Genomic DNA, 13,308 nt, shown 5'->3' with positions numbered 1-13,308 from the left:
TCTCTATTTTCAAAAGCAATCATCCATTTCATTTTCAATGTGTTCGCGCTACTAGCTGCCCCTGAAAGCTTAATCAGCCCGCAGCTCCAACAAAGCGTCACGCAACTCGGCAGCCCGCTCGAACTGAAGATTCTTGGCCGCATCCTTCATCTCCGCTTCCAAACGCTGAATCAGCGACTGACGCTCCTTCTTGGAAAGTTTACCCGTCTCGCCAGGAAGGTAATCATTACGTGCCTCGGCCACCTTGGTCGCTTCAATGACATCACGAATCTTTTTACGGATCGTTTGCGGGGTAATGCCATGGTCTTCATTATACTGAATTTGAATCGCACGGCGGCGATCCGTTTCTTTTATCGCTTTATCCATAGAATCCGTAATTTTGTCACCGTACATAATAACACGACCATCACTATTCCGCGCTGCCCGTCCAATGGTTTGGATGAGCGAACGTTCGGAGCGCAGGAAGCCTTCCTTGTCCGCATCCAAAATCGTCACCAGTGATACTTCTGGCAAATCCAGACCTTCCCGCAACAGATTGATCCCAATCAGTACATCAAAGGTACCCAAACGGAGGTCCCGTAAAATCGCCATCCGCTCCAGTGTCTTAATGTCTGAATGCATATACCGGACCTTAATACCCACTTCTTTTAAATAGTCGGTCAGATCCTCAGACATCTTCTTGGTAAGCGTGGTGACCAGTACCCGTTCCTCACGCTCCATACGAAGCCGTATCTCGCTAATGAGATCGTCGATCTGTCCCTTACTTGGACGAACCTCGATGATGGGATCAAGTAGACCTGTAGGTCGGATGATCTGTTGCACAGTCGTTTCGCATTTCTCCAGCTCATAGGGGCCTGGTGTAGCAGATACGTAGACGATCTGACTCACCTTGTCCTCGAACTCTTCAAACTTCAGCGGGCGGTTATCCAGCGCAGATGGCAGACGGAAACCATGGTCCACCAGTACATTCTTACGTGCTTGGTCACCATTATACATCGCCCGAATCTGCGGCAACGTAACATGAGACTCATCAATCACGATCAGCATATCATCCGGAAAATAATCCATCAGCGTATACGGTGTCGCCCCCCGCTCGCGGAATGTCAGTGGACCTGAGTAATTCTCGACGCCGGAACAAAAACCGACCTCTTTCATCATCTCGATATCATAGCGGGTACGTTGCTCCAAACGTTGTGCCTCCAGCAGCTTCCCCTGTTCCTTCAGCTCCACTAACCGCTCTTCAAGCTCACGTTCAATGTTGACCAGTGCTACCTTCATCGTATCCTCATGAGTAACGAAGTGAGATGCAGGGAAAATGGCAATATGATCACGTTCACCGATCAATTCACCCGTAAGCACATTAATCTCGGTGATCCGTTCAATTTCATCCCCGAACAGTTCTACCCGTATAGCGTGTTCCCCATGGGAAGCCGGGAATATTTCAACAACATCCCCCCGTACACGGAAAGTACCCCGCACGAAGTTGATATCGTTCCGCTGATATTGAATATCGACCAGGCGGGACAAAATCTGATTGCGGGGTTTCTCCATGCCGACTCTAAGCGAGAGCAGCAGGCTTGAATATTCTTTCGGGGAACCCAGACCATAAATGCAGGAGACACTCGCTACAATAATAACGTCACGACGCTCAAACAGAGAGCTTGTGGCTGAGTGGCGAAGTTTATCAATCTCCTCGTTGATGCTGGAATCCTTCTCTATATACGTATCGGAAGACGGAATGTATGCTTCCGGTTGGTAGTAATCATAGTAGCTGACAAAATAATCGACTGAGTTATTCGGAAAAAAATCCTTAAACTCACTCGCCAGTTGGGCAGCCAAAGTCTTGTTATGCGCAATAACCAGAGTAGGCCGATTCAATTTGGCAATCGTCTGTGCGATAGTAAACGTCTTACCCGTTCCCGTAGCACCCAACAGTGTTTGATGCTTTTTTCCTTTTGTAATCCCCTCTACCAGTTCAAGAATGGCATGAGGCTGATCGCCTTGAGGCTGGAATTCCGACTGAATTTCAAAAGTCTTATCGCTAACAACGATATCACTCATTGCCCTGCATCACCCTTATCGTCTAAAATGGAAACATCATGTTTCTACAACAGTCGAGCTGAAACGTCTTTACCTGTAAACCTATGTCGATATTTCCCGAGCAATGATACTTGGGAAATATGGTTGGATAGGAATGTTTGTTCCCGTATTATACCTCTTTCTTTCCTTGGATGCAAACGATAAGTCTTGAATAGGAGTGAATTAAATTTTGGATATCACCATCGTATTGGGCATCATCGCCGGAATCATAGCATTAATCGGTGGCTTCTTATGGGAAGGCGGGCAATTTACAGGGCTGCTTCAAGGTACAGCGGCCCTGATTGTGTTTGGCGGGACGCTCGCAGCAGTGGTCATTAGCTACCCCGCCTCTAAACTAAAGACCATACCAGCTGCCCTTCGGATGGCCTTTAGCCGTGAGGACAACCTCTCCGAGCAATATATTGAAGATTTGGTTTCCATGGCAGCCACCTCCCGCCGATCCGGAGTGCTTGCGCTGGAGCGTATTTCCTCAGAACATCCGAATGCATTTCTGCGCGAAGGTCTTCAACTGGTTATTGACGGCACCGAGCAGGAACAAATTAAACAAATTCTGGAACTCGAGTTAGATACCATTGAGCATAAGTACGAAGGATATGCCAAAATATTTGAATCCGCAGGCGGCTATGCCCCTACGATGGGGATTATCGGTACTGTGATGGGCCTGATCCATGTACTCGGCAGCCTGACTGAGCCAACAGCGCTTGGACCGTCTATTGCTGTCGCTTTTATCGCCACACTTTACGGCGTTGCCAGCGCCAATCTGATTTTCCTGCCCATCGCATCCAAAATCAGAGCATGCAGCGAAGGTGAAATGGTCACGATGGATTTACTTCTGCAAGGCATTCTCGCCATTCAAAACGGAGAGAATCCGAAGCTTGTACGCAAAAAACTGGAGTTCTTCATCCGCTCAGAGCAAAATCTGGAGCCTAAGCCGCCTCGTCGCTCACGTTCAGAGGACGCTACTCCAAAGGAGGACTTCCATGAGAGCGCGCGCTAAGCGCCGCCAACGTCAAGGAGGCGGGGACCATCGTGACCGCTGGATGATTACTTACGCCGATCTGATCACACTGCTGCTCATTTTTTTCGTAGTAATGTACGCTATGAGCAGCCTGGATGCGAAAAAATACGATGTCGTTGTTCAATCCCTACAGGATACGTTCCATAAAGGCGATTCTATTTTGGAGCAAGGCTCAGGGATTACGGGGACTGCTGACCGTTACACAAGCAAGAATCCGCCCACAGCCAAGCAACCTTCATCCGATAACAAAGCAGCCGGACCGAGCAAAATGACCGAACGTGAGCAGGCATTTCACAAGCAGGAAAAAGAACTGCAAAATCTGATGGGTGTCATTGAGCAATATATTTCGGATAATAAGTTGCAAGATCAGATTTTCGTATCAGATCAGCCGCGCGGTATTGTCATCACCCTGAACGACCGCTTTTTATTCGATCAGGGCAGGGCTGCACTCAAGCAAGGCTCTGCAAACACGTTATCCAAGCTGGCCAGTCTGTTCCGGGATTTGAAAACGCCGATCAGTATCGAGGGCCATACGGACAATATTCCGTTCACACGCACTTCAAACGCTTCGACCTATAAGGACAACTGGGAGCTTTCCGGGGCGCGGGCGCTTTCCGTGCTTCGATTCTTTCTAGACAGAGAAGGATTATCTCCTACAGGATTTCAATACGCAGGTTATGCCGATACACGACCGGTTGGCGATAATACGACCGAGGCCGGACGACAAAAAAACCGCCGTGTCGAAATTACCGTACTGCGCCAGCTTCAACAGTAAATACCAAAAACCTCCTCAGTCACACTCAACGTGAACCGGGAGGTTTTTGTATACAATGTTATAGTTCTACATGGCTTCCGCTCTGATGACGCAGAACAATAAACCGTACGAACAGCGTTGTATAGAGCGACGTACGAGAGATAAGGGAGGTTATTTTGTTTAAGTCTATATTCCCACTATGTATTAGAAGCCAAGGTGAAGTTAGATAAAGCCTGGTCATGATGCTGGAAAATCAATAAGATAAGGCAAACTCGTGTTGCTTCTCTCGCACTGGTGAAGTTTTGGAGATGCTCTGCTTGTGATAGCTATATTTCCAATCGCTGTACAAATTAAGGAGCCGATCCAACTCCATAGACTTGGTCAACACCTGTCGATCCTTCAATCCCACTTCTTTCGCCAAATCATTTAATTCCTTACGCTTTTCTTCGATGCAATCCTCCAATTCTTTCAATTTCACATCAACAAACCTCCTGTTTGGTATGGTATTTACAGTTAGTTTACAAGCTGATACCTTCCCTACAGGTTAATAATATAATAAAACCCATTTCATCCCTTTAACGGGATAAATCAAAAAGCCAACCCCTTGGGATCGGCCTGGAAAGTACATAGATGTAACAAGCGTCAAACCTTTTAAATAACGCCTAACAACCAACACCATGTGCAAATAAGGTTACCTCGTTCACTAGGTGACTAAGGCTACTACTAAGTCCTATTAACAGCATGAAGAACATTGTTTTTCTGTGCATTGCTTAGTACCTCCTCCATAATATACTGATACTCTGCTTTCTGAATTGGGGTAGCCGCATGTCTGTACTTTTCAAATAAAGCAGTACCTTGCACAAAATTTGGCTTATCATTTATTTTCAAATAAGTCTTCAAGCTCTTCAGTACATAGTTAATTCCTGCTGTATTATTGGAATAGTTAAAATGATATATAGCAATCTGATGAAATAAATTAGCACATATATCTAGACTTGAAGATTGTGGATAGTAACTATCATGTATTGACGAAACATCACCAACACCCTCTATTTCCTGAGAAAACTCAATAAGCGTATTATTTATTGGGAATCCATATTTATTAGCTGATTCTAATATAGTCAACAAACCAGGTATTATTTCTGGGGGATTTTTTTTCAAAAATTCTTCATAAGGATGCAGGCTATCAACATCACCCATAAGAATATGGAGATTAAGTTTGTTAGCCTCAGCCCAAACTTTAAACCTTTGAACCTCTTCTTGACCAACTTCATCCAAGTCTTCAAACCAGCTTAAATTTTCATAGTAACGAATATATTCCATAGCCTCTTCAAAGAATCCTTGCTTTTCCAAAGCAGCACTTTTGATTAGATAGCCCTGACCATAATAAACTACCAAGTGTCGATCTGTGTTAATTGGTTTCTTACCTGATTTATTCTTACCCTTATAAACTTTTAATGAGAGGACAGTAGAAGTAACACTTCTTAATTCATCAGCGTATCTCTCAGCTTCTTTCCATTGATGAAGATAATAATATATATTAGCCATCTTTAATAAACCATCTAATTGAAAGTCTACTGGCAAACGATTCCTAAAAGGTATAAACCTCAAAACTGCCTCTAGGTTCGTTTCTAAATTTTCGCTTACTGAAATTGAAAAAATCTTATAGTGACTGATGGCCAACCTCTCGGAATGTTGGTACTTCTCATTTTCGATTACACATTCATAGAAAGGAACTGCTTCTTGTAGCTTCCCTTCTTCATACAACTCCTCTGCCAAAGCAAAGATCGTTGGAATGTGGTTAAGATCTTCCATTAACCGTGAAAGCACCTTCTCCACGCACCGCAGATTCCCCACCTCAACACAACGAATCAGGAATGGTTTAACCCTTTTCCAATGAGGTCTTCCATCGTAAAAGCATTCATCTACGTATAGGTCATACAACCAGTCCTCTGGATAGTTAAGCGCTTTAGTGATTAAGTCCATTTGTCTTACAGAGATCGGTTTAGGCGGATTTCCATTAAGCATAGCACTAAATATACCACGGTTAAGGCCCGTAGCTTGTCCAAAACTATTAAAAGTGTAACCACCAAGTTTTAATTCTTTCTCAATTTCCGAGCGGATCGTGGTTGCATTTTCCAATAAAAACACCCCCGGTGTATTCAGATGATTTTTTTAAAATCACCATCCTCGACGAACAATTACAATATACTAGAAATTATATGAATAAACTGGATGATGGTCAACCCCTTTTTTTACACCGTTTTAATATATAATGGAATTTAATGTGTGTTTAATAGTCTTTACAAGAACTTAATATTATATTATTTAGGCAATTCAATTACCTCCACGCCTGAAGTCCCTTTGTCTACACTCATATTATAGGAGTGTGGATGTCTATGGAAACAACAAAACTCATAGGAGCGAAAATTCGCCAATTTCGGACGTTGCGTGGTATTACACAAGAACAACTGGCGGAAGCATCCGATTCAACGGGTTCCTATATCGGCAAGTTGGAGCGTGGTGAGGTCAATGTACAGATCAAAACACTAGAGAAAATAGCCGAACCCTTGGGAACAAACGTATTCGCATTTTTTGACTTCAATCCATATGAAGAACTCAAAAGTCAGCCCTGGATATGGGAATGTGTTCATTTACTCTCCCAGCAGAATGAAGCTGATCAAAATAAGGCATATCGGATATTGAAGGAACTGTTCACCTCTTCAGAAAGCGGGCTTACAGCAAGTAACCCCGATTAATCCAGCGAATAACGAAAATAATTAATTTTTTCCCGATTGGTCATGAACATAATATTTCAAAAGGGCTATGTTACTCTACCTTAGTAGTAGGTTACATAGCCCTTTTATGTTCTAAGAAGTCATATGCTTGATGTTATATTCTACTTCTTTAAGCACTTTTTCATATTCTGCCCGTTGCTCCTGTGTCGAATGATCTTTATATTTCTCAAACAACAACGTAATGGACTTGATATAGTAAGCCTTATCGTTTAACTGTGAGGATGCTTTGAGACTATTCAACATACTGTCGATCGCCTCAGAGTAGCTCCCTTTATTAAAATAGTAGCGACTAAGCTCAAGAAAAAAACGGGAATAGGTCACCAGATTGTAATTTGTATGATAATAAGAAATATTTGTACGCAAGTCCCTAAACTCATTAATATTTTCTGCAAAAAGGAGCAGAATATCGTCTATAGAGTGATTGTATTTATTGGCCGATTCCATAATGGTTAGTAGCCCCTGAAGTATCTCTGCAGGATTACTTTTAAGAAGATCGACATAGGCAGGCAAACTAGCCATATTTCCCATTAGAATTTCTAAATTTAAGCGGTTTGCTTCTGCCCACATTTCAAATTTCCTCGCCTCTAAAATTCCCATTTCATCCAGTCCTTCAAAACCAGTCAAATCTGCATAGTAAGGTATGAATTCCATTGCTTCTTCATATAGTCCTTGCTTTTCGCGGGCATTCCCCTGCATTAAATAAGCTTGACCAAAATATACGATTAGATGTCTTTCTGTATTTAGAGGTTTAACTTCACGATTTTTTAATCTAACTTGAATCTGCTGCTGATAAACATTTGTGGCAATTACCTCAAGTTCTTTCGCATATTGCATAGTTGTCTCACAGTCATAAGCTTGAAAGTATACGTTTACCAGCTTTAAAAGAGCGTCCAGTTGATGATTTTCAGGCAAATTTTTACGATAAGGAGCAAATTTTATAGCCAGTTGGCGATTTTTCTCTAAATCTTTGCTTAAAGAGTAAGAAAATAACCTATACTGACTAATTGCTAGCCGCTCTGAATGGTAATATCTTTCGTTCTGTACTACACACTCGTAAAAAGGAACTGATTCCTTTTCCTTTCCTTCTGCGTGTAGTTCCTCTGCAAGCTCAAATATAGTCGGCACATAGGACAAATCCTCTGTCAGCCTCGACAATACCTTTTGAATGAAGTCCTGTCTTCCTAATTCCACACAACGCAACAGAAACGGCTTAATCCGTTTCCAATGCCCTTTTCCTCCATAAAAGCATTCATCTATGTACAACTCATATAGCCAACCGTCAGGATAACCCAATGCCTTGGTAATCAAGTCCATCTGTCGAACGGAGATCGGCTTCGGCGGGTTGCTGTTCAGCATGGCGCTGAATGTGCCACGGTTAATACCGGAGATTTTACTAAAACTGCTAAATGTATAGCCCCTTTGCTTCAATTCTGTCTCTATCTTTGAGCGGATCGTAGGTGTATGTTCCATGCTAATCCTCCTCAATAAGTTTTAGACATATCATCAGTGATACTTTATATGTAAACTCTATCCTAAAGGTAATTCATTTCAATACAGAATCACGTAAATAGTGAAATATATGGTCTATATACTCACTCTAATTTATGATGCCTTAGAAAGAAGTCTTTTTTTAACGATTCCCGTGATAATTGAAAAGTTTAATGAAGTACATAACTTTTAAATCCTTCATCCAATATAAATTGAATCTGTGGATCGGCTATAGTTAGTTGAACAGATAAAAAGAAGTTAAGTAGCATGAAAGCAATAACGAAACGAAGGAGCCAAAAGCTGGAGATAAAAAAAGAATCGGCAGAGGACGCTTCCCTGAAAAAATAAAAACGTTCCTGGGGAAATTGAACTTCCCCAGGAACGCGTATGGAGCTAATTACTTTTTCTTCTGAGATACTTGGATGCTGCTGCTGCAACAATCACAAATACCAATATGGCAAAATAAGGATATGAATCGGAGCTGCCAGCATTGTTAAAAGCTTTGATAAGCGCATACAATGCCACCAATCCAATGAGACCAACAACGAATTGGGCACTTCTTCGTGCTGGCTGCTTTGAACGCTTAAATATGAACAGGACAGCAGCAACGCCCAAAAGAGCATAAACCATAAGAAAAGCAGTGACATAAAAAATTGGGTTCATAATCACCTGCCCCTTCTTTTACAGTATATACAATATTATAGTAAAAGTAAGGTGTTTAGTGCAAATCTTAGTTGGAATTAACCGTGTAATAAGGAGCTGGCAACCAGTGTAGATTGAGCGTAGTACCGCGTGAACCGTTATAGTTGTCCAAGTTTGAAGCAAGCAAGTCTGTTCCTAAAGATACCAACGCAGCTCCGGCACTGGCACTTATGCTGTCATTGGTAAGCAGGCGCAATGTTAGCTCCTTTATGGAATCCATATGAAGAAGCCTTAAATAAAATTGATTGTTTCTATACCGAATGGAGTCAGATAGAATAGTGGAATATCTTCATTGAAATATTATATAGTACTCTATCAGTTTAAATCATGTGATTTTACGAGGTTCTTGGGCGTAATTGAGTCCATCTAGTAGGGTTATTTACGGTTGCCGCTCCACGCTGTTCCCTTGGACTAACTTCAATCCAAGGCTCATCATATCCTAAATTTGCATGGTATTGTACATTTACTTTAGTTGATATATCAAAATCTGTTGGATTCCCTGAGTTTGTTCCAGTACTAGATGGCCCCCAAACATAAACATCATTATATTCATAGGCATACTCGATAACTCCATCGCAACGTATATCTGTGATTTCATCAACATGGACATATGCTGATGAGCGATGATCGTCGTGCATAAGTTGCGCTTGAGCAGTATAAGTAATCTCCGGGTCGGCGCTCATTGCAGCAACCATGCTTATAATATAGCTTCTTTTAGTATCTGTTATAGAAGGATTGGTATAAAATCCGTAAAACGTTTTACCAGATTTAAAGCTATCAAAATCACTCAATACAACTCCACTACCCCAATAACCTTTAATTTCATAAACCACACCACTATTTCCGCGTACGCCACCATGGTCACTTCCAAACGTAAGCCATCCCCCCTCTCTATATCCTGCATCACCTCTATCTGCCGCGTGAGTGTAACTAGTTCCTAGTAAAACTAATAGTGGAAGTAGTATAGCTATCAGTACTTTTTTATTTAGAAGCGAAATATTATGCATTATTATTTCCCCTCCCACTTCTTAGTATTAAACTCATCAACAAGATTCTCCGGTATAATCGCCTCTAAAGCGTGTTCTGCTGCTTTGATAACCTCTGAGTTTTTAGAATTTTTATGGATTTCCTTTATGCGAGGGTATGCTTCTCCATAATTGATAATCTCTGACGCTTTCAAAGCTGTTATGATTTCATCATCAGATTGGCTCTTTAACATGGATGAAATGGTATTCAAATTTCTTAATAAGGAGTATTTACCGACTTCCTCTGCATTTCCCTTAAACTTTCCCTGATGCTGTACAACTAGACTTACTGCTTCCTCACCACCAGAAACACCAAGCGCGTATATTGTACTTCCAAAAACTTGCTCATCCTTAGTTTCATTAAGAATTTTCTTCACAACTTCCGTATAATTTTCTAGCTCTCCGGCTTTTGCAGCGCTTGTAACCAAAGTGCGAAGTAAAGGATCATTCGCGTTCTCACTTTTGCTTAAAGAAGATAAGACCACTTTAAAATCAGGATCGTTTAACCTCCGCATAGCTGTAATTGCCGCGGACCTTACTTGAACAGATTCATTAGAATCATCAAATATTGCTTTCAAATTAATAGACTTTTCTTCAGCACTTAATGCAGCATCTTTTTGTGGCTCCAGTTGCAATAAAGCATATCTTCGAAGATTTTCGTCCTCACTCTTATTTTCTACAACGGTTTTAATCTTTTCGAGACTTCTATTATCCAATTTGTTACCATTAGCCAGTATATCTATAATAAACGCTCTTAATTTTGAATTATACTCTTGGTGAGTTAAGATATCTGAGACTCCAGCAGGCACTTTTCCCTGCCATTGTTTTTTTAAATAGGGTAAAATGGATTCTGCATATTTTTCAAAATTTGGCTCGTCATAAATGGAAAGTTCACCAAGTGTCTCGAATAACTCATTACCATTTAATGTTTTCAAATATTCAGTTTGTTTTCCCCGGCTATCTGAATCACCATACACTGATAAGTTGACTGTTTGAGCGTTATTGAGCGATTTCAATACTTCGACATGATCTAAATCTTTAAGCGACGATATAGTTGGTTTAACAAAGCCTGTTGATTCTTTTGAGGCAGCATTTAACGCTAGAGCAGCAGGAACGACAGAGGAAATTAAGAGAATGGTAGTCCCGATTGTTACAACCGTCTTATTTATTTTCATCACTTGACCTTCTTTCATGTTTAATGAAAATTAACTCATACTATCCAAGAAGTAAGTGTATACTTAGTTGTATTATTTTTTTGCGACTATGACGACTATATGTTATGTTAACTGTAAATATTTGTTTGGAGGTATGGTCAATGAAATCATTTCGCTTTTGGTTGGTTATAATCTCGATTTTAGTAATTATTGTAAACGTTTTGGGCTATGATGACTATAATATACTATTGGCTATCATTAGCCCGTTGGTTTGGATGTATGAATCATTTAGATTTGTGAGAGAAGCAGATATTCCAATAGCCGTTGTTTACCTAACTACACTAGGTTTCTGGTATCTTGTTGGTTTGGTTTTGGATCGTCTAATAAAAAATACAAGATAATTTATTCCAAAATGCGACACTACCTTATGTCCTTTGAGCATGAGGTACACAACAGATCGGCACCTCTATAAAACTATTTCAATACCTACGAACTCCTTTCAAACAAGTGGTTTTAGCTCCTTTGTTAAAATGCAAGTTCCTTTTAGCAAGTTCCTTCTGATAGTCGTCCCTTCATCCACTGAGCCAACTACTTTAAATCATACATGGTTATTCATCTTAAAAGCCTATCCTCCTTCCCACCAGCTCTAAAGAAATTGTAATTCTTGATGTGTTACAAGAATGATAAAAATAAACAAATCATTTCTTTTTTTTACAAAATAATCAATAAAAAAGGCCAATCCTGTAAGATTGGCCTAGTCTAACTGCATATGATTTTGAATACTCTCCATAGAAACTGGTGGCTTAAACCAATTTCTTTGCTTGGATAAAGAAAGATAATCAAGGGTATCCTTTTGCCCTTTTAATATTCTACCACGTCTGTAATGGTAAATGGCAAGCTGATACATGTAACAATAATAATAGGTCATTTGTTTAACATCCTCAGACTCTTGTAACCTCTTTATTCGCTCTGAGTATTTGTCAATGATAGAGTCTACATCAAAATTATACTTATTGGCAGCTTCTAGTATAGTTATGAGTCCGGAACTTACTTCTTCAGGGTGATTTTCGAGGAAAGCAATATACTCAGGAAGGATATCTCTATTACCCAATAGTAAATCTAAAGTATACGAGTTGGCTTTAGCCCACAAACGGAATTGCTCTACATCTGCTTCACCTTCTAAATCAAGCCCTTTAAACCAACTTAAATCTGCATAGCCCTCAAGCTCTGCCTTTGCCTCCTTAATATATCCTTTCTTTTGTAAAGCTGTTGAGACAGAAAGGAATCCATAACCGTAGTAAAATACCAAATGCCTTTCTGCACGTGAGCAATGATCTGCTCTTCTTTTTTCCTTACTTATTTGCCGATCCATATAGATTACGTTAGCCAGCTTCTTTAATTCATGACCATACTTCTCTACCTCATCCCATTTGTGCAAGTAAAAATATATATTTGTGATCTTGTGAATCGCCTCCAACTGATAATGCTCAGGAAGCAGATTACGATATGGTGTAAATTCCATTACAAACTCAAGACTCTTTTCCAAGTCAGACATTGTATAAGCTTTAAACCTTTTATATTGACTTATAGCCAGCCGCTCCGAATGACGATATTTTTCATTTTCGATTACACATTCATAAAAAGGGATCGCTTCCTTTTCTCTGCCTTCGGAATGTAATTTTTCTGCAAACTCAAATATGGTCGGCACATAGGACAAATCCTCTGTCAGCCTCGACAATACCTTTTGGATGAAGTCCTGTCTTCCTAATTCCACACAACGCAATAAAAAGGGCTTAATCCGTTTCCAGTGCCCTTTTCCTTCGTAAAAGCATTCGTCTATGTACAACTCATACAGCCAGTCATCAGGATATCCCAACGCCTTGGTAATCAGATCCATCTGCCGAACGGAGATCGGCTTGGGCGGGTTGCTGTTCAGCATGGTACTGAATGTACCACGGTTAATTCCAGATATTTTACTAAAGCTGCTAAAACTATAGCCTCTTTGCTTCAATTCTGTCTCTATCTTTGAGCGGATCGTAGGTGTATGTTCCATGTCAATCCCCCTCATTGAGTTTCAATCATATGAATAATGTTTCTTTTTATGTAAAATACGTCCTATAAGTAATCTTAAAATAATACAATAGTGTGAAAAAAGAGAAATAAATGGTTTATATACTCACTCTAATTTATGATGCCTTAGAAAGAAGTCTTTTTTTAACGAATCCCGTGATAATTGAAAAATTGAATGAAGTACATGAAGAGAAGCATT

Annotated in this window: 13 protein-coding genes; 4 read left to right on the top strand and 9 right to left on the bottom strand. The window is 40.5% G+C overall.

The window, feature by feature from the left end; translation table 11 throughout:
• Nucleotides 1-69 precede the first annotated feature (69 nt).
• On the bottom strand, nt 70-2,061 hold the full coding sequence (gene uvrB, locus ACIFO6_RS13145; RefSeq protein WP_430041083.1) for an excinuclease ABC subunit UvrB: 1,992 nt from the start codon (nt 2,059-2,061) through the stop codon (nt 70-72).
• Between the two features lie 208 nt (nt 2,062-2,269).
• Between uvrB and ACIFO6_RS13140 the strand changes: the two genes are divergently transcribed.
• Both ACIFO6_RS13140 and ACIFO6_RS13135 read left to right on the top strand, forming a co-directional pair.
• Nucleotides 2,270-3,097, top strand: a complete 828-nt coding sequence (locus tag ACIFO6_RS13140) for a flagellar motor protein (RefSeq protein WP_430041082.1) — start codon at nt 2,270-2,272, stop codon at nt 3,095-3,097.
• Nucleotides 3,081-3,893, top strand: a complete 813-nt coding sequence (locus ACIFO6_RS13135) for a flagellar motor protein MotB (RefSeq protein WP_430041081.1) — start codon at nt 3,081-3,083, stop codon at nt 3,891-3,893. The genes ACIFO6_RS13140 and ACIFO6_RS13135 overlap by 17 nt, the downstream gene beginning before the upstream one ends.
• A 232-nt stretch (nt 3,894-4,125) precedes the next feature.
• Here the strand turns inward: ACIFO6_RS13135 and ACIFO6_RS13130 are convergent, their stop codons facing one another.
• Together ACIFO6_RS13130 and ACIFO6_RS13125 are read right to left on the bottom strand one after the other, a co-directional pair.
• On the bottom strand, nt 4,126-4,350 hold the full coding sequence (locus ACIFO6_RS13130; protein ID WP_044646902.1) for an aspartyl-phosphate phosphatase Spo0E family protein: 225 nt from the start codon (nt 4,348-4,350) through the stop codon (nt 4,126-4,128).
• A 245-nt stretch (nt 4,351-4,595) separates the two neighbouring features.
• Nucleotides 4,596-6,014: a DNA-binding protein gene (locus tag ACIFO6_RS13125; RefSeq protein ID WP_430041079.1), complete on the bottom strand. Its 1,419-nt coding sequence runs from the start codon at nt 6,012-6,014 to the stop codon at nt 4,596-4,598.
• Nucleotides 6,015-6,271: 257 nt separating this feature from the next.
• Between ACIFO6_RS13125 and ACIFO6_RS13120 the strand changes: the two genes are divergently transcribed.
• Nucleotides 6,272-6,631, top strand: a complete 360-nt coding sequence (locus ACIFO6_RS13120; RefSeq protein ID WP_430041078.1) for a helix-turn-helix domain-containing protein — start codon at nt 6,272-6,274, stop codon at nt 6,629-6,631.
• Nucleotides 6,632-6,742: 111 nt separating this feature from the next.
• Here the strand turns inward: ACIFO6_RS13120 and ACIFO6_RS13115 are convergent, their stop codons facing one another.
• From ACIFO6_RS13115 to ACIFO6_RS13095, 5 genes are all read right to left on the bottom strand, one after another.
• Nucleotides 6,743-8,140: a helix-turn-helix domain-containing protein gene (locus ACIFO6_RS13115; protein ID WP_430041077.1), complete on the bottom strand. Its 1,398-nt coding sequence runs from the start codon at nt 8,138-8,140 to the stop codon at nt 6,743-6,745.
• Between the two features lie 411 nt (nt 8,141-8,551).
• Nucleotides 8,552-8,821, bottom strand: coding sequence for a hypothetical protein (locus tag ACIFO6_RS13110; protein ID WP_137060479.1), 270 nt, complete (start codon nt 8,819-8,821; stop codon nt 8,552-8,554).
• A gap of 67 nt (nt 8,822-8,888) precedes the next feature.
• Nucleotides 8,889-9,080 (bottom strand): hypothetical protein, encoded by a 192-nt coding sequence (locus ACIFO6_RS13105; RefSeq protein WP_430041076.1) that lies wholly within the window; start codon nt 9,078-9,080, stop codon nt 8,889-8,891.
• 115 nt (nt 9,081-9,195) lie between these two features.
• Nucleotides 9,196-9,867, bottom strand: a complete 672-nt coding sequence (locus ACIFO6_RS13100; protein ID WP_430041075.1) for a hypothetical protein — start codon at nt 9,865-9,867, stop codon at nt 9,196-9,198.
• 2 nt (nt 9,868-9,869) lie between these two features.
• Nucleotides 9,870-11,078: a HEAT repeat domain-containing protein gene (locus ACIFO6_RS13095; protein ID WP_430041074.1), complete on the bottom strand. Its 1,209-nt coding sequence runs from the start codon at nt 11,076-11,078 to the stop codon at nt 9,870-9,872.
• Nucleotides 11,079-11,200: 122 nt separating this feature from the next.
• On the opposite strand from ACIFO6_RS13095, the gene ACIFO6_RS13090 reads away from it, so the two are divergent.
• Nucleotides 11,201-11,440 carry a hypothetical protein gene (locus ACIFO6_RS13090; RefSeq protein WP_430041073.1) on the top strand — a complete coding sequence of 80 codons (240 nt, stop codon included), beginning with the start codon at nt 11,201-11,203 and terminating at the stop codon, nt 11,438-11,440.
• Nucleotides 11,441-11,793: 353 nt separating this feature from the next.
• Here ACIFO6_RS13090 and ACIFO6_RS13085 read toward each other — a convergent pair whose 3' ends face one another.
• Entirely contained in the window at nt 11,794-13,092 is a 1,299-nt protein-coding gene (locus tag ACIFO6_RS13085; RefSeq protein WP_430041072.1) for a helix-turn-helix domain-containing protein, read from the bottom strand.
• Nucleotides 13,093-13,308: the final 216 nt, after the last annotated feature.

The sequence above is a fragment of the Paenibacillus sp. NRS-1781 genome (assembly GCF_050467745.1).
Classification (GTDB): Bacteria; Bacillota; Bacilli; order Paenibacillales; family Paenibacillaceae; genus Paenibacillus; species Paenibacillus terrae_A.
The sequence above is the reverse complement of the archived record's forward strand: the minus strand, read 5'-3'. Positions and strand labels throughout refer to the sequence as shown.

Excerpts from the sequence above, each read along its gene's own strand:
- uvrB (WP_430041083.1), bottom strand. The coding sequence starts at position 2,061 with ATGAGTGATATCGTTGTTAGCGATAAGACTTTTGAAATTCAGTCGGAA.
- ACIFO6_RS13135 (WP_430041081.1), top strand. The coding sequence starts at position 3,081 with ATGAGAGCGCGCGCTAAGCGCCGCCAACGTCAAGGAGGCGGGGACCAT.
- ACIFO6_RS13120 (WP_430041078.1), top strand. The coding sequence starts at position 6,272 with ATGGAAACAACAAAACTCATAGGAGCGAAAATTCGCCAATTTCGGACG.
- ACIFO6_RS13115 (WP_430041077.1), bottom strand. The coding sequence starts at position 8,140 with ATGGAACATACACCTACGATCCGCTCAAAGATAGAGACAGAATTGAAG.
- ACIFO6_RS13110 (WP_137060479.1), bottom strand. The coding sequence starts at position 8,821 with ATGAACCCAATTTTTTATGTCACTGCTTTTCTTATGGTTTATGCTCTT.
- ACIFO6_RS13105 (WP_430041076.1), bottom strand. The coding sequence starts at position 9,080 with ATGGATTCCATAAAGGAGCTAACATTGCGCCTGCTTACCAATGACAGC.
- ACIFO6_RS13100 (WP_430041075.1), bottom strand. The coding sequence starts at position 9,867 with ATGCATAATATTTCGCTTCTAAATAAAAAAGTACTGATAGCTATACTA.
- ACIFO6_RS13095 (WP_430041074.1), bottom strand. The coding sequence starts at position 11,078 with ATGAAAGAAGGTCAAGTGATGAAAATAAATAAGACGGTTGTAACAATC.
- ACIFO6_RS13090 (WP_430041073.1), top strand. The coding sequence starts at position 11,201 with ATGAAATCATTTCGCTTTTGGTTGGTTATAATCTCGATTTTAGTAATT.
- ACIFO6_RS13085 (WP_430041072.1), bottom strand. The coding sequence starts at position 13,092 with ATGGAACATACACCTACGATCCGCTCAAAGATAGAGACAGAATTGAAG.